Here is a 16574-nt window from a genome sequence, read left to right on the forward strand (position 1 = left end):
TGATAAAAAAGTTCGTTATTTCTCATTTTTAACAATATAACAATAAAAAAATATATATCACTTGCCGACATTGCTAAGCTTGAAAAGCCAAAAAAAATAAGAAAAGTCATTAGAATCAATTTTTTTATAATGAATGATAAAAAAATAGGAATAATTGCCAAGACAAGCGTCGGAGATATTAACATTATTAGAGTTCTACACTTACTCATCTTCGCATCACTTTCAACAGATATTATCGGTTGTAAGTTCTTCATTTTGAATATTATTTTTTTTCTACTTTTTTTCGGATATGATAGCAAATGTATATATTCATGTACAATACTAAAAGGGAAAACAGAAATAAGCACGGCTCCAAATGCAGAAAAAAACAAGCCTATATCATTAATATAAAATCTTTTAATCTTTAAAAAAAATACCAATAGTAGCAATGTACATAACACAATGATCAACATACTAATATTTTCTGTTTTTTTGTTTATTTTAAGTATTTTAAAATTTCTATTATCATAAAACTTTTCTACCATACACATAAATCCTTTCTACTCATCTATACGAACTTGGATTAGCGATTCGAATAGACGCGGGAATACGTCCAATTAACTAGCACTGCTCTGGACTAGTAGTAAAATATGAAATAGACACTAATGATACTAAAACAGTCGTAATGATAACGTTAGAAATAGAACATCTGGGTTCTGGATTTCCATCATTACCACCAACAATTGATAATTCATTCAATTCTTCAACGCTAACTTTTATCTTTGTATTCTATTCCATGATTTTTTCCTAGGTTTCATCATGAACCTATTCCCTAGTACTATTATACAATTCTATGAGTATTTAATCTATCTAAAGACATAAATTATGTCGTAATTTTGCAAATTTGTAAACGTTCATCTTTTTTGTTCCGATTATATGTGTAAAATGTATCTTTTTTGCAAAATTTCCCTAAAAAAGCAAAAGAAGGCAAATTGGAAGAAACCAATCATTGTGTATGCTGTTTACAAGGATGTTTTGGAGAAGCGATGAAGGGCAACTTCACTTGTTTAGTAAATCCTAGATGTACAAGAGAATTTGAACATGATTTATCAAAAGCTGATAATACAAAAAATATTATGATTATTGGTGCTGATCCAGGTGGATTGCTGGCAGCTCGTATTGCAGCTCAAAGAGGTCATAATGTAACGGTTTATGATAAAGATACACATTTTGGTGGAGTATTTAGAAGTGCTGCTTATCCAATGGGAAAAGGAGAACTTTCTACTGTAATTTCTGCTTATAGAAAACAATGTGAAGTATTAGGTGTCACATTTAAAATGGGTCAAGAAGTATCTGAAGATACAATTAAAGAAGCTAGACCAGATACGATTGTTGTAGCAACTGGTTCAGTACCATTAACGCCACCAATTGAAGGAATCAATTCAGAAAACGTTGTAACTGCTTAAGATGTTCTTTATGGTAAAATAGATGTCAACCAAGAACCAGTTGTTGTTTGTGGTGGTGGAGAAGTAGGTGGAGAAACTGCTGAATTCATTGCACAAACAAATCATGATGTCACTATTTTAGAAATGAAACCAGCTATTATAACTGATATTGAAACTGATTGCAAAAACAAGCAGTCGTGTAGTTGAAGAAAAGATGGTTTAGATGTCAAAAACATTAGATAAATTATTTGAAACATATGCATACGATTCAAGACAAAAGACACAGCTCCGTTTAGCTGATGAAAAAGGACTTGATATTTCTAAAATGAAAGATCCTAAGTTTAATTGGGAGCAGATGCGAGAAATCTCATTAGCAATGGAATATGGCTTAACCCCAGATACTTTATGTGATCCTGAAATTAGTGCAGAATCTATGGAGAAGATTCGATACAGCCTAATGGATCAGCAGAGTGTTTTTGAAGATGCAAAAGAGGAGATAAAAAAGAAACGTCCTCAAAGAATCTCTTTAACTATTTTTATAATGGTATTTGCTTTTATTGTAAGTGTCGTTTATTTAATGAACAAAGATACAATTGATAAATACATTGAACCTGTTCCTCTAGAATTAACAACTGATAGAGTAACTGTTGAATACGGTGAAGATATTCATTTTATGGACTATGTAAAGTATTATGATAAATCTCAGCAATTGACAATGCCATTGAATGAAAAATTGAAAAAAGTAAAAGATTATAAATTTGATTATTCAGTTACGAATGGTATTAAAACAAAAGAAAAAGCACTTATAGTTAGTGTTGTTGATAATATAAAACCAACAATTGAATTGATACAAAGTGAAATTACTCTTAATAATGGAGAACAGTTTAATCCAAAAGATTATATTAAAAAAGTAGAGGATAATTATGATCAGTTATCAGCTGATAATGTTGTAATAAATAATTCTGTTGATTCTAATAAAGATGGTGATTATGAAGTTGAATATCAGTTAGAAGATCAACAAGGCAATGTTGCCATATCTACTTTAATAGTTCACATTAGAACAGTATCTCAAAACGAAGATAATACTGCTGTTGGAAATAAAGAAGATTCAGCAGTTATAAAGAATCAGGAACAGAATAATAAATCAAACAAAGTAGAAACACCTAAAGCAATAAATGTTGAACCTAAGATATTTTATATAAGAGATTACAACTATGATTTATCTTCTTGCAGTCAAGCAGCAAACAACTACATGAATCAAGTTTTGAGTAGTAGCAATATTAATTTAAGTTGCTATATAGAGCCGTATCAAGAAAATGGCGGAGTCGTTGGATATAAGGCTGTTTTTGATTGAAATATAAAAGATTAAAAAATAAGAACTAGCTAGAAATAGTGTATATATAGTATAATCTTTTTTGGTGGTAAGTATGAACAAAAAAGATATTATTTTAAAAAATGCATTGGAAATATTTAATGAAAATGGATATGTAGGTACATCAATAAATGATGTTGCAAAAAAATCAGGTATAGCTAAATCCACAATTTTTCATTATTTTGAAAATAAAGAAGATCTTTTTAATCAGGTATTTGTAAAAAGTAAAATAGCTTTTTCAAAAACAAACAATCCTTTTTTGTTTGGGGCAAGTAATGATGAATTAATAGAATTATTAGAATTTCAACGTAATCATATTGAAGAATTAAAATTTTTTAATCAGTTTGAATATTCTAAGTATATATCAGATGATTCAAAAAAATTAGCACAAGAAATACACGAAGATACGATTAACTATATAAAAAATGAACAAAAAAATAATAGAATGGTTGATTTAGATCCTATATTCATTTGTATGTTTATAACAAATACTTTTGTTAGCAATTATAATCGGATTTTTATTAATGGGAAAATAGATCTTGACTATGCTCTAAAGATAAAAAGATTCATCGAAAAAGCGCTTGTGATATAATTCACTTGAATAAACCGACCGTTCGGTCTATAATAAGTTTAGGAGGAATTTATTATGGAAATTAAAGAATTATTTGGTTTTGAAGGAAAGAATGTAGTTATTACTGGTGCGGCAAGTGGTATGGGAAAAGCTGCTTGTGAATTGCTGATTGAATTAGGCGCTAATGTTTATGCTGCTGATTTAAATCCTATTGATTTACCTGTCAAAAAAGCATTTCAAGCTAATTTAGGAGAAAAAGAAGAAATCGAAAAATTAGTTGATCAATTGCCAAATGACATTGTTGCTTTTTATTCATGTCAAGGTATTTCTCATTTTCCTGGTAGAGAATATTTAGTTTCAAAAGTTAATTTCTTAGGGCAAAAGTATATGACGGAATTACTTTTACCAAAAATTTCTGATTATGGAAGTATTACTTATATTTCATCTGTTGGTGGTTTTGGATGGGAAAGAAACTATCAAAACTGTTTAGATTTAATTAATCAAAAAACATGGGATGAATCAATGGAATGGTATAAAAACCATGAAGAGTTATTTATTGCGAAAGATAATAATGCTTTAGATTATACTTTTGCAAAACAATGTTTATTATCATATGTTAATGCAAAATGTATGGATAAACAATTTATTGGAAGATACATTAGAATTAATGCAATATGTCCTGGTGATACTACAACAGGATTGACAGATGATTTTAATAAATCAACTGGTAACGGTAATGCTGAAGCAGGTGCAAAAGCTATTGAACAAATTTTCTTATCAAGTTGGAATGGTTTTGCTGCTGAACCTAAGGATCAAGGCTATCCTTTAGTTGCATTGGGGAGTAAACTTTGTTCATACATATCTGGACAAAAACTTTATATCGATTATGGTTTAACATCATCCTGGACACATATGGGATTATGTGGTACATCAATGGGTTCAGCTCAAGAAGCGTCACAAAAAACAACAGAAAATAAATAATTTTGAGAGATTGTTTTAAAAATATAGTAGGATAATAAAGAAAAATCTAGCAAATAAATAGAAAAAGAATAATGAGACAGTATAACTGAAGCATTGTTCTTTTTTTTGTTAGACTTATATATGGAAAAATTCTATAGCAAAATAATTTAAAACATGAAAACTGTCTTTACAAGAAGGTTTGGGTATGAAAATTACTATAAATTGAAGCATTAAAAAAGTATAAGAAAATTAATGAAAATGATGCACGAAATTTAAGAGTTTTATCAGTATAGTGAAGGGATTGAAATAACCCTAGAGAGAACCTTGAAAACTGAATAAAGGTAATATCAATACATACCGGATTGTTAAATCAAAAATAATGATACTCATGATTAGCCTTAATTCGAGCGTTAAAAGCGTCGCAAATATAGGAATCGTACAGGATAAAACAAATTGAAACCTGTTTGTTATTAAACAAGTGCTCTGTTAAAAAGGTAATACAGAGATTGATATTTATAATTTGTACAGTTGAATATTTCAAATAATTCGTTCAACGTTCTTTGAAATATCGCAATTTCGTACATTACTCATTTCTTAGATTTTTTCTTATTATTTTAGCAAAGGAGGATACTAGTATGGATAACGATAAAAGCATTAAAATATTAACAAGGTCAAAATTGAGACCGTTTTGATATCATCCCAACAAGTTCAAAGAAAATTTGAAAGAAAATTTTACAAATATAATAGACACTTTATCAATAAGTGTTGTTTTTACAACCATAATGATTATTCTGCTTGTTGAATTAAATAAATCTCAAATTTATAATTATTAGTAACAAATTTAATAATATTATTAAAAATCAAAGGAGAAATAACAATGAAATGTTTATTACTTGAAGGTGTAAAAAAAGTAGTCTTTAAAGAATATTCAGTTCCAAAAGTTGGGGACGACGATGTTTTAGTTAAAATTGAAGCAAGAGGTATTTGTGGAACGGATTTGAATAGTTATCGTACAGGATGCCCTAATGGATTTGGACATGAAATTGGTGGATATGTTTATCTAAAAGGTAAAAATGTCAATATTGAATCAAATCAAAAAGTATTTGTTTCAAACTTAACACCAATGGATTTGGTTAGTTACGAGCAAGATGAACATTTTTCCTATATGGGAGGATTTGCAGAATATATTTTAGTGAAAAATTATAAAGAAAATGTAAATCTATACATTGTTCCAGAAACTATGAAATATACTGAAATAGCTTTGATAGAGCCATTTTGTGTAGGAATGAGAGGAGTAAAGAAATACAAATATCATAAAAATAGTCATGTTGTAATTTTGGGTGCTGGAATTATTGGAATGTGTTGTTTTTGCTATTTGAAGTCTAAAGGTGTCGATAATATTGTTATGGTTGATATTAATGAACATCGTTTAAATATCGCAAAAGAACAAGGAGCTATTATATGTAACACAAATAGAACACCTTTGGATCAATTTTTAAATGATCATTTTGGTAATAATTATTCAATGACTAAAGGACAAGTACCAGATGTTGATGTATATATTGATTGTGCAGGAGTTGGAAATCTTACGAACCAATGTATAGAAATGGCAAAAATGAATGCTCAAATAGTGGTTTTAGCAGTACATCATAAGCCAATGCTTGTTAATATGGAGAGTGTCATGTATAATAGCCTTAATATAGAAGGGTCTTGTATGTTTTCACATGATGATATTTTAGAAGCAATAGAAATAATTTCAAAACATCCGGATATTTCAAGAACTTTGATTTCACATGAAATCAATTTTGATAATGCTATAAAAGGGTTTGAAATTGCTGATGATCCAAATATATCATTAAAAGTAATGTTGGTAAAATAAATCAATGGTAGGTATGTTATAAATGGTAGATAATCGTAGGGTAAAAATCACCAAATTAATGTTGCAAGAAGCATTAATTGATTTGCTTCAAGAAAAAGCATTAGAAAATATTTCTGTTAGAGAACTTGTGAATAAAGCAGATATCAATCGATCTACTTTTTATTCGCATTATGATACCATTTATGATTTATTATATAGTATAACCGAGAAATACATGAAAAGAATTATTTTTCAAAATAAGATACATGACTCATCGTTAACTGAACACATTGAACTATTAAGATTTATGAAATCAAATAGAAAAGCGTATTTAGCTTTAATTAGAACTGGACAATTTTTTGACTATTTGATTGACAAATCTTTATTAATCTTTGATAGTAATGAAATGTCATTTAGAATGCTCAAAAAGGAATATAAATCAGCTTATGAAACTATGGTTCAATATAGTTGCGCTGGTACTGTACAAACTATTCGTTTATTTTTAGAAGATAAATTAGAATTAACGACTGCTCAAGTGGCTACTTTGTTATATGAAACACAGGAGGCTACCTATCATGTCTTGCTCGATTTTCAAAAATGAAAAAATAAAAGATTAAAAATTACTTAATTGATTATTTGAAAATGGTAATGATAATTCTTTACATTTTATAAATATAAAAAACCTAAATTTATTTATGTACTCCAAACCTTGATAGGGTTCTATCGAGATAGTATTTAAAGCTTTATGTGGACGCTGATCTCTATATTAAATTTAGAGTTAAAGATAAAAGACATCAGATTTATTACTTGTTAAAGGTAATAATTGATGTCTTTTTTGAAATAATATTAAACTTTGTTATATAAACCTATTTCTAGCTATGTCATTATTTAACTTTTTGATTAATTAAATAATATATTAAGTTTATGACTAAAAATTTCTAAGAAGAAAGAAAAAAGGAAGGATTATTCAAAATGTATTGAATATATAGACATTAAGCGATATAATTTGTCTATAATGATATTGGAGGAATTATTATGGCAAACCTACGAGAAACAATTAGACCATCAGCGGATTTAAGAAATCATTATAATGAAATTTCTAAACAATGTAGAGAAGAAAAAGAAGCGGTCATCATTACTGTACATGGTAAGGGAGATACTGTATCTCTTTCTTTTGAAGAATATCAAAATATGAAGGCTCATATTGAATTATTAGAAACACTTGCTGAAGCTGAAGATGATGTAAAAAATGGACGAGTTGCTCCTATAAATGAAACATTTGATGATTTAAGAATGATATTAAAAGGTAAGTAATATGAAATATAATATTATTCGAACAGATAAGGCAGATGAAGGAATCAGACACACTGTTTTATATTTAGCAAATCATTTTGGTAATGAATTTGCTATAGAAAAGTTAGATTATATTGAAAACACTATCTTACTATTAGAAGATAATCCTTATATAGGAACGTTGCCTAGATATGCAGTGTTAAAAAGACAAGGTTACAGAGTTCTGATATTAGAAAAGAATTTAGTATTCTATAAAGTTAATGAAGAAAAAAAAGAAGTTGTTATTTATGCGTTTGTTGATCAAAGACAAGATTATTTGAATATCATTAGAGGGTTATAAGGCTAAAAAGGGTTTTATATTCTAATTGTGTTGATAAAAATGAATAATTGCATGTAAATGATGAGCTTGGAGATAAAGCGAATGCTTATAAATCATAAACTTATTTTGTTGGATTACATGTATCTAACGAAAACATGTCATTCAAAATTACGAAAAGTGCATGGCTTTTTGATACAATGAAACACTATTCAGAAATTTCATTAAGTGATATGATTTTTATAGATAGCAAATTTGAAATATCAAATACTCTTTTAAAAGAAATACCTAAATAATCTTATTATAAAAGAATTACAACCAATAATATAACAATGCTACCAAATGAAAAGGTATTATAACAAAACAAAATAAACAACCATAAATAGAAAAAAAGAACAATGAGACAGTATAACTGAAGCATTGTTCTTTTTTTGTTTGACTTATATACGGAGAAAATCTACAACAAAATAATTTAAAACATGAGAACTGTCTTTACAAGAAGATTTGGGTATGAAAATTACTATAAATTGAAGCATTAAAAAAGTATTAGAAAATTAGTAAAAATGATGCACGAAATTTAAGAGTTTTATCAGTATAGTGAAGGGATTGAAATAACCCTAGAAAGAACCTTGAAAATTGAATAAAGGCAATATCAATACATACCTGATTATTAAATCGAAAATAATGATACTCACGATTAGCCTTAATTCGAGCGTTAAAAGCGTCGCAAATATAGGAATCGTACAGGATAAAACAAATTGAAACCTGTTTGTTATTAAACAAGTGCTCTGATAAAAAAAGGTTATACAGAGATTGATATTTATAATTTGTATAGTTGAATATTTCAAATAATTCGTTCAACGTTTTTTGAAATATCGCAATTTTGTACATTACTAATTTCTTGAATTTTTTCTTATGATTTAAGCGAAGGAGGAAATGAATATGGATAACAATAAAGATGAAAAAATACTACTAACATTAAAGGAAGCAGCAAATTATTTTGGTATTGGAATTAATACATTAAGGAGACTTACTAATAAACATACCAATTTATGTATTTTTAATGGAAATAGAAGAATGATCAAGAGACCAACCATGGAAAAGTGGTTACTTAATCATAATGTTTTTGATTGTTAGGTGAAATGTTATGGGAAAAGATTTAAGGAATAAAGAATTAGGACTAGGCATAAGTCAAAGAAAAGATGGAGTATATGTAGCTCGTTTTACTAATAGAGCAGGAAAACGTATCTTTTTTTGTGATACAAACTTAAGTTTGTTGAGAAGAAAGTTTGAAAAGGCTAAAGTTGAAGATTATGAAAACAGAAGTGTTGCTAGTGGATCTTATACCTTAAAAGAATGGTACAACTTTTGGATAAAAAATTATAAAATACCGAATGAAGTTACACCTCAATATGTAGAACATTTGGATGCGACATTTAATAAATATATTCTATTAAAAGATAGGGGAAATATTGATTTACGTGATCTGAGAAATATCGATATTCAATTAATGGTTAATGAAGCAAAAGAAAATTCAGTTAGTGCATCTAGAAATTTATTATCGATATTAAAACAAATGTTGGAGCTGGCTTATGAAAATGATTTAATTGTAAAAAATCCAGCCAAAAGTGTACACATAAAAAAGCCTAAAAGGAAAAGTACGGAATCAATGTCTAGAAAAGATGAAAAAATGCTTTTAAAGCATATTAGTTCTCAACAAGTAAGGGATATGGTTTTGATGATGTTAAATACTGGACTAAGAATTAGTGAATTATTAGGTTTATCTTTTGATGAAGTAAATTTAGAAGAAAGGTATATTGAAATTAGTCATCAATTATCTTACAAAAGGAATGAAGAACGTGAATATACTTTTACGCAAACTAAAAATAAAAAGAAAAGGATAATTCCAATTAATGATGTAACATTTGAAATATTAAATAGAGTTATAAAAAAAAGAGAAAAACAATTAGGAAAAACATATAGAGGTAAAAGTGCCATAAGTGATCAATTAGTATTTATTACAGTTTATGGTGATGCATATTGCCGCTCTGGATTTAACAGTACTCTTAATTATTCTATAAATAAAACTATTAAATCAGGGTATGAGTTTGAATGTCCAAGATTATCTCCACACATATTCAGACATACTTTTGCAACAAGATGTTTGGAGGCAGGTATGTCACCAAATACAGTAAGCTCATTGTTAGGACATGGAACAATTAGAATGACACTTTCTTATGTACACAATAGTCCAGAAAAATTCAAAGAAGATACGTCTTTATTGAATAGAATTTAACTGTTTTTGCTGGCATTGAGTTGGTATTGAGAAAATTTAATCTTAAAAAGCATTGATTTTATGGGTGTTTTTTTGATGATTCACCACATTCTTGTAAACATTGTCGTTAAATAAAATATTACAAATATTTAAGTAGAGATACGTCTCAAAAACCTTGAAAATCAAGTTTTTTGAAAAAGTGTCTCTACTTTTTTGTGAATATATGTATTTTTTTTGGTGACAAATAAAATCTTTATAAGAATGTCATGAAATAATGATTAAAGCTTGGAAATTGTTAAATTTTTATTGATTAAACTAACGATAGGTAGCAATATAACTAACATAAGGAAGTGAATGGATATGGAGAGGAAAGAAGAAATTATTCAGGCGACATTTATGTTAGCGTCTAAAAATGGAATAGACAATGTTTCAATGTCACAAATAGCGACGCATTAGGGATAAAGAAACCATCATTGTATAATCATTTCCGTTCGAAGGATGAAATTGTAAAGGCAATGTATGATTATTTAAGAACACAAGAAAAAGAAAAACTAAAAATAACGGATCTTGATTATGGAAAACTTGTCAAAGATAAAAGTCTAGAAGAAGTTTTAAAATTAGCGGTTCATAATTATTGTAAGATGAATACACAAAGTGAAATGTTTTCATTTTATAAAATCATTTATTCAACACGTGCTACAAATTGTATGGCTGCCCAAATTATGTGTGAGGAAACAGAAAAAATGCTTTTAGCAACAAAAAATCTTTTTTATGCATTACAAATTCATCAAAAAATATTTGTAAAAGACATTGATCAGGCAGCTATCTCTTTTACAATGACAATACATTCTTTGATTGATTATCAATTAGATAGGAAAAGTTGCAGGAACTGGACTAGGAATGTCTATTGTCAAAAAGCTTGTAGATGTAATGAATGGAAGTATTGAGGTTGAAACAGAACTAGGTAAGGAAACGAAATTTACCCTGGTTTTACAACATAAGGTTGCTGATAATAATTTATTTTTGACAAAGACAGATATGTCTTTAGTTGATGAACAACAAATTTTACAAGGAAAACACGTTTTATTGGCTGAAGATAATGATTTGAATGCAGAAATAGCGATAACGATTTTAGAAGATATGGGATTAATAGTTGAATGTATTGAAGATGGGATTCAATGTGTGACTAAAATGGAACAAATGCCTGCTAAAAGCTATGATTTGATTTTAATGGATGTTCAAATGCCTCATATGGATGGCTATAAAGCAACGAAAACAATTAGAGAATTATCTGATGAAGGAAAGGCTCATATTCCAATTGTTGCTTTAACTGCTAATGCTTTTGAAGAAGATAGAAAAATGGCAATTTCAAAAGGAATGAATGATCATATTGCTAAACCAATTGATGTAAAAAAGGTTGAGGAAGTTATTATTTCTGTTTTAAAATAATATTTTCAATAAAAAGAAAAAGGGTGTTATTTATCTAAAATCACATATTCTTCTCTTTTTTAGATATATTCATTGAATTTTTCTGCTTCTTTTTTTAAAATAAAACCATATCGAGGGGAAAAACATGCAAAATAGTAAAATAACAATGAAAGAACTTTTATATAAAATGGCTTGTTATCAAGAACTATATCCAAATGTACATCTTTTTGAAAAAACAGATTTAAATCAAATGAACTCTAATTTTTTAAGCAATACAATAGAAGCATTTCGTTTAAAAAAAGATTGTACAAAATTAGAATATTGCAAAGATAAACTTTATCATGTCATTTCTAAATACTATGTTGTAGATCAAAAAGAATATGTAATGGAAATTATTTGTTGTTTAGACGAACAACTAGAGCTATCGCGACAAGAAAATAGCAGTCTTATTTTAAAGTATTTGGGTAAACACGATGATTTTTATTTAGATGTATTAACAGGTGCTTATAATAGACGTTTTTATGAAGAAAAAATAAAACATCAAACAACTCCTGCAGGAATTGTTATGCTCGATGTGGATGATTTTAAGATTTATAATGATACATTTAGTCATGATTTCGGAGATAGGGTTCTTAAAATGATTGTTGAACATATTAAGAATTCACTTAGAAATCAAGACAAACTTATTCGCTATGGTGGAGATGAATTCATTATTTATTTGCCAAATATTGAAAAAGAAGATCTTTATTTAATTATGCAAAATATTTTAAAAAATATTCATCATGCAACAATCAAAGGGTATGAAAGTGTTCAATTTTCTATGAGTGCAGGGATTACAATGTATCAAACAGGGACAATTGAAGAAGCAGTTTCTTTGGCAGATCATTTATTATACCATGCTAAAAGAAAAAAGAATTGTATATTTACAGAATTAGATCATCAGTATTATTCTGATAGAAATGATACTAAACAAACAATTCTTATTGTTGATGATTCTGAGTTAAATCGTGCAATTCTTTATGAAGTATTAAAAGATGATTTTTATTTATTGGAAGCTACAAATGGGCAAGAATGTATTGACTATATTAAACAATATGGTTCGGGAATTTCTTTGATTTTATTGGATATTATTATGCCTGAAATTGATGGCTTTGATGTTTTACAATGGATGGAACAAGAAAAATGGTTAGATGATATACCTGTTATTTTAATTTCAAGTGAAGATTCAGCAAATATCATTAATAAAGGTTTTGTGATGGGAGCATCTGATTACATTAAAAGACCTTTTGATTATCGAATTGTTTATCGACGTGTTTATAATATAATTAAACTCTACGCTAAACAAAAAAGATTAATGGATTTATTAAAAAAACAAGTAGAAAAGAACTAAACGTTATTAATGATTTTATCGTATTGAATTTGGGAAATATATTTGATTTTTATCATAATGTTTTTATGGACAGGATAAACATCACAGTGGTCAAACTTTAAGGTTTATCCTTTTTTCTGTAAATTATTTTGATTTTAAGAAGATGATATAACATTTGTGAAAATAATAGAATAGTTAAAAAAGTTGATAACCAACAGAAAAAGCCAAAAGTTGATTTCCTGAGTTATTTGTAGCTCAAGAAATCCTCAAGTTTTTCAATTAATTGAATTATAGCGATACTATAATTTTTTTTATTAAAATCTTTGTTTAAATATGGTAAAATATTTTAAAGAAAGTTGGTGACGATATGAAAAGAAGAGCAATTTATAAACTTTCTTTTAAAGAATATTTAAAAGCAATAATGATTTTTATTGTTTTTATAATGATTTGTTCTATTTCGTTTTTCTTTTATATAAAAAAAGATATAGAAAATGAATCTGTTAATAAAGTGGTTGTTAAGACAGAAAAACAAACTGAAAGTTTAAAACAGTATATAGATATTCAATATCGATATCTTGAAGGTATTGGTAATCATATAAGTCAGCAAGATTTATTTTGCGAAGATAATATAAATTTAATTCATTCCATTAAAGAATATACAAAATTAGAAAATGTTGGAATTATTGATAAAAATGGAGAAAGTCATTATGATAATGGTGCCGTAAAGAATGTAAGTCATCGTGAATATTTTCAAGAAGCACTAAATGGAAATAGAGTCTTAAGTGCTCCACTTGAAAGTGTTATTGCAGGGAAGACACGTGTTATTATAGCGGTACCTATTTATGATCAACAAAAAGAAATTGTAGGAGTTATAGGTGGTAGCTATGATATCGGGGATCTAAATAAAATTGTTTTTAGAGGTATTTATGATGGAAAAGGATCGGCCTTTCTTGTTTCTAAAGAAGGGCAGTTGATTACTTATGATAATGCGGTTAAAAATAAAGATTTTTTAGCTTCTGAAAGTATTTATAGTTATTTTGCTGAATACAATGTTTTATCTCCGGATGATCTTCAAAGTTTAAAACAAAAATTTATTAAACAAGAAAAAGGTTATATGACTTTAAATCATAATAATAAAACATCTTATATGGCTTATTATCCATTAAAAATCAATGATTGGATCATGTGTTATAACATTGATGTAGATGTAGCACAGGAATCTTATACATTTATCATTTATGCTGAATATTTACTTTTTGCTTTATTTGTTTTTGCGTTAGTGATTTTGTTATTTACAATTTATAAAGTAAACAATAAACATCAAAAAAGATTATTAGAATTTACACGTATCGATGCATTAACAGGTATAAAAAATAAGGAAACATTGCAAAATGAAATTAGTACATATTTAAAAAATGACTCTTCTCAACAATTAGGGGCACTTTTTATGATCGATGTTGATAATTTTAAAACAGTAAATGATTTAAACGGCCATGTTATTGGTGATGAAGTTTTAAAAAACTTTGGCTCAATTTTAAAAGAGTCTTTTACAATAGAGGATATTGTAGGGCGTGCAGGTGGTGATGAATTTATTGTTTTTGTTAAAGATATTCAAGAGCATGGAAATGCGATAAATAAAGCCCAAGAAATATGTCAAAAGATAAGAAATATTGAAATTGACAATTTTAAAGGAACAATTTCTTGTAGTATTGGGATTGCCTTTTATCCTGAACATGGAACAACATTTAAAGGCTTGTATAATTTAGCTGATCAGGCTTTGTATCAAACAAAGAATCAAGGTAGAAATGGTTATACATGTTATACAAAATAATAAATTATAGATAAAAACTATCAAATTGATAATTTTTATCTATTTTTATTTATATAAATAGAAATGTATACTGTAGAACTAAGGGAGAGAAGAAAATGAAAAAATCTTATGTATATTTATTGACAACATTTATGTTATGGGGAAGTTTATATGTTGTCAGCCAATTTGTTTTAGGAAAGATTCCTACGTTTACAGTAGCAATGTTTCGCTATTTAATTGCTTTTATAGCATTAAGTTTAATCTCGTTAAAAAGTGAAAAAGAAAAAATAGAAAAAAGTGATTATAAATATTTCTTTATTATGGGATTTATTGGTTATTTTATTTCTGTTGATTGTCAACTTTTAGGAACTAAGATTGCCGGTGGATCAATGGCTTCACTTATTAATTCATTAAATCCAGTGATTATTAGTGTGATGGCAATGATTATTTTAAATGAAAAATTAGAAATGAATAAAATTGTTGGTATTGTATTATCGTTGGCTGGGGTTTATATGATTATAGGTACAGGAGCTAATATTCAGTTTTTAGGAGTTCTTATTTCTTTTATTGCAGTTATTGGTTGGGCTTTTATGTCTGTTATTTCAAGAAAGATTTCTAATAAATATAGTGCATTAACACTTACAAAAGTATCAATGTTGATTGCAACAATTTGTAATATCCCCGTGTCATTTTTAGAAGTACAAATGACACATCCTCTTATTCAAGTAGATTTAGGTGCTGTTTTAGGACTTGTTTATATGGGAGTTGTTTGTACGGCATTTACGAATATTTTATGGAATAAAAGTTTATCATTATTGCCTGCTAATACTTGTAGTGCTTTTTATCCAATTCAAACATTAACTTCTTCATTTTTAGGAGTTGTTGTTTTTCATGAGGTTTTGACAACTTCATTTGTATTGGGATCAGCTTTTATTATCGTTGGTGTTTTAATTAGCTTATTATTTAAAAAACGTACTCGAAAAGAAAAAGAAGTCCTAGTATAATCATATTAGGTGATACACATGAATTTATATCAATTACGTTATTTTACAACATTAGCACAAGAAGAACATTATACAAAGGCAGCTTTAAAATTACATATTACTCAACCGAGTTTAACGCATGCCATTCATTTATTGGAAGATGAACTAGATGTTGCGTTGTTTGAAAAAAAGGGAAGAAATGTTGTTCTAACAAAGTATGGAAAACTTTTTTTAAAAGAAATCGAGCCAATTCTTAATCGTTTAGATGATTCTATAGAAAATATTAAACAAATTTCAAAAGGAAAAGAAACTTTAAATATTGGTTTTGTAAGAAGACTAGGGATGAGCTATATTCCCCAACTGATTTCTTCTTTTCAAAATGAAAATGTGACCTTTCAATGCCATAGTGGTTTTTCTTATGATCTTATTCATGATTTAAAGAAAAATGATTTAGATATTGTTTTTTGTTCCTATGTAGATGATCAAGATATATTTTTTAAACCTGTTATAACACAAGAGTTTTATGTAATCGTCAGTCTTAATCATCCACTTGCTAAAAATGATGAAATTGATTTAAAACAAATAGAAGATCTACCTTTTATTACTTTTACTAAAAATAGTGGAATTCGTCCAATGATCGATCATCTTTTAGAAAAGGCAAAAATACATCCTCATATATCAATGGAATTAGAGGAAGATGAAGTTGTTGGTGGTTTTGTAGGTCATGATTTAGGGGTAGCGATTGTTCCTGATATGGCAGTTTATGATTTGTTGCCAATCAAAAAAATAAAAATTAAAGATATAGATGAAAAACAAACATTTTATATGGCTTATTTAAAGAATACGCAAAAATCAAAAGCATTTCTTGAATTTATTGAGCATGTAAATTGTGATGTATTGTAGAAAAACAAGTCT

General features: G+C 27.6%; 16 protein-coding genes and 1 pseudogene. 16 read left to right on the top strand and 1 reads right to left on the bottom strand.

Annotation, left to right across the window (positions count from 1 at the left end; all coding sequences use genetic code 11):
- Window positions 1-524: DUF3267 domain-containing protein (locus OCV55_RS04870; protein WP_147580085.1), on the bottom strand; the 524-nt coding region annotated here is incomplete at its 3' end.
- A gap of 591 nt (window positions 525-1115) precedes the next feature.
- Here OCV55_RS04870 and OCV55_RS14090 point away from each other — a divergent pair.
- The 16 genes and pseudogenes from OCV55_RS14090 (at window position 1116) to OCV55_RS04950 (ending at window position 16562) form a co-directional block, all read left to right on the top strand.
- A pseudogene (locus tag OCV55_RS14090) lies at window positions 1116-1631 on the top strand (FAD-dependent oxidoreductase).
- Between the two features lie 16 nt (window positions 1632-1647).
- Window positions 1648-2778: an immunoglobulin-like domain-containing protein gene (locus tag OCV55_RS04880; protein WP_147579971.1), complete on the top strand. Its 1131-nt coding sequence runs from the start codon at window positions 1648-1650 to the stop codon at window positions 2776-2778.
- A gap of 73 nt (window positions 2779-2851) precedes the next feature.
- Window positions 2852-3388 (top strand): TetR/AcrR family transcriptional regulator, encoded by a 537-nt coding sequence (locus tag OCV55_RS04885; RefSeq protein ID WP_147579972.1) that lies wholly within the window; start codon window positions 2852-2854, stop codon window positions 3386-3388.
- Window positions 3389-3442: 54 nt separating this feature from the next.
- Window positions 3443-4348 carry an SDR family oxidoreductase gene (locus tag OCV55_RS04890; RefSeq protein WP_147579973.1) on the top strand — a complete coding sequence of 302 codons (906 nt, stop codon included), beginning with the start codon at window positions 3443-3445 and terminating at the stop codon, window positions 4346-4348.
- A gap of 856 nt (window positions 4349-5204) precedes the next feature.
- Entirely contained in the window at window positions 5205-6206 is a 1002-nt protein-coding gene (locus OCV55_RS04895; RefSeq protein WP_147579974.1) for a zinc-dependent alcohol dehydrogenase, read from the top strand.
- A 22-nt stretch (window positions 6207-6228) separates the two neighbouring features.
- Window positions 6229-6786, top strand: a complete 558-nt coding sequence (locus OCV55_RS04900; RefSeq protein WP_147579975.1) for a TetR/AcrR family transcriptional regulator — start codon at window positions 6229-6231, stop codon at window positions 6784-6786.
- 434 nt (window positions 6787-7220) lie between these two features.
- Complete coding sequence (locus OCV55_RS04905; protein ID WP_009300572.1) at window positions 7221-7499, top strand: type II toxin-antitoxin system Phd/YefM family antitoxin; 279 nt, start codon at window positions 7221-7223, stop codon at window positions 7497-7499.
- Between the two features lies 1 nt (window position 7500).
- Window positions 7501-7818 (top strand): type II toxin-antitoxin system RelE/ParE family toxin, encoded by a 318-nt coding sequence (locus OCV55_RS04910; protein ID WP_147579976.1) that lies wholly within the window; start codon window positions 7501-7503, stop codon window positions 7816-7818.
- A gap of 918 nt (window positions 7819-8736) precedes the next feature.
- Entirely contained in the window at window positions 8737-8931 is a 195-nt protein-coding gene (locus tag OCV55_RS04915) for an excisionase (protein ID WP_009300576.1), read from the top strand.
- Between the two features lie 10 nt (window positions 8932-8941).
- Window positions 8942-10090 (top strand): tyrosine-type recombinase/integrase, encoded by a 1149-nt coding sequence (locus OCV55_RS04920; protein WP_147579977.1) that lies wholly within the window; start codon window positions 8942-8944, stop codon window positions 10088-10090.
- Between the two features lie 494 nt (window positions 10091-10584).
- Window positions 10585-11016, top strand: a complete 432-nt coding sequence (locus OCV55_RS04925) for a hypothetical protein (RefSeq protein WP_267309819.1) — start codon at window positions 10585-10587, stop codon at window positions 11014-11016.
- Window positions 10970-11518: a response regulator gene (locus tag OCV55_RS04930; protein WP_147579979.1), complete on the top strand. Its 549-nt coding sequence runs from the start codon at window positions 10970-10972 to the stop codon at window positions 11516-11518. Before OCV55_RS04925 ends, OCV55_RS04930 begins: the two co-directional genes overlap by 47 nt.
- 124 nt (window positions 11519-11642) lie before the next feature.
- Window positions 11643-12887, top strand: a complete 1245-nt coding sequence (locus OCV55_RS04935) for a diguanylate cyclase domain-containing protein (RefSeq protein ID WP_147579980.1) — start codon at window positions 11643-11645, stop codon at window positions 12885-12887.
- Window positions 12888-13233: 346 nt separating this feature from the next.
- Window positions 13234-14697 (top strand): sensor domain-containing diguanylate cyclase, encoded by a 1464-nt coding sequence (locus OCV55_RS04940; protein WP_147579981.1) that lies wholly within the window; start codon window positions 13234-13236, stop codon window positions 14695-14697.
- Between the two features lie 95 nt (window positions 14698-14792).
- A complete protein-coding gene (locus tag OCV55_RS04945; RefSeq protein WP_147579982.1) occupies window positions 14793-15680 on the top strand; it encodes a DMT family transporter in 888 nt (295 codons plus the stop codon).
- 18 nt (window positions 15681-15698) lie between these two features.
- On the top strand, window positions 15699-16562 hold the full coding sequence (locus OCV55_RS04950) for a LysR family transcriptional regulator (RefSeq protein WP_147579983.1): 864 nt from the start codon (window positions 15699-15701) through the stop codon (window positions 16560-16562).
- Window positions 16563-16574: the final 12 nt, after the last annotated feature.

This window comes from [Clostridium] ammoniilyticum (assembly GCF_025566905.1).
In the GTDB taxonomy this organism is placed as follows: Bacteria; Bacillota_I; Bacilli_A; order Erysipelotrichales; family Coprobacillaceae; genus Faecalibacillus; species Faecalibacillus intestinalis.

Bases quoted from the DNA above. Each gene is read 5' to 3' on its own strand.
- OCV55_RS04880 (WP_147579971.1), top strand. From the start codon at position 1,648: ATGTCAAAAACATTAGATAAATTATTTGAAACATATGCATACGATTCA.
- OCV55_RS04885 (WP_147579972.1), top strand. From the start codon at position 2,852: ATGAACAAAAAAGATATTATTTTAAAAAATGCATTGGAAATATTTAAT.
- OCV55_RS04890 (WP_147579973.1), top strand. From the start codon at position 3,443: ATGGAAATTAAAGAATTATTTGGTTTTGAAGGAAAGAATGTAGTTATT.
- OCV55_RS04895 (WP_147579974.1), top strand. From the start codon at position 5,205: ATGAAATGTTTATTACTTGAAGGTGTAAAAAAAGTAGTCTTTAAAGAA.
- OCV55_RS04900 (WP_147579975.1), top strand. From the start codon at position 6,229: ATGGTAGATAATCGTAGGGTAAAAATCACCAAATTAATGTTGCAAGAA.
- OCV55_RS04905 (WP_009300572.1), top strand. From the start codon at position 7,221: ATGGCAAACCTACGAGAAACAATTAGACCATCAGCGGATTTAAGAAAT.
- OCV55_RS04910 (WP_147579976.1), top strand. From the start codon at position 7,501: ATGAAATATAATATTATTCGAACAGATAAGGCAGATGAAGGAATCAGA.
- OCV55_RS04915 (WP_009300576.1), top strand. From the start codon at position 8,737: ATGGATAACAATAAAGATGAAAAAATACTACTAACATTAAAGGAAGCA.
- OCV55_RS04920 (WP_147579977.1), top strand. From the start codon at position 8,942: ATGGGAAAAGATTTAAGGAATAAAGAATTAGGACTAGGCATAAGTCAA.
- OCV55_RS04925 (WP_267309819.1), top strand. From the start codon at position 10,585: ATGTATGATTATTTAAGAACACAAGAAAAAGAAAAACTAAAAATAACG.
- OCV55_RS04930 (WP_147579979.1), top strand. From the start codon at position 10,970: ATGTCTATTGTCAAAAAGCTTGTAGATGTAATGAATGGAAGTATTGAG.
- OCV55_RS04935 (WP_147579980.1), top strand. From the start codon at position 11,643: ATGCAAAATAGTAAAATAACAATGAAAGAACTTTTATATAAAATGGCT.
- OCV55_RS04940 (WP_147579981.1), top strand. From the start codon at position 13,234: ATGAAAAGAAGAGCAATTTATAAACTTTCTTTTAAAGAATATTTAAAA.
- OCV55_RS04945 (WP_147579982.1), top strand. From the start codon at position 14,793: ATGAAAAAATCTTATGTATATTTATTGACAACATTTATGTTATGGGGA.
- OCV55_RS04950 (WP_147579983.1), top strand. From the start codon at position 15,699: ATGAATTTATATCAATTACGTTATTTTACAACATTAGCACAAGAAGAA.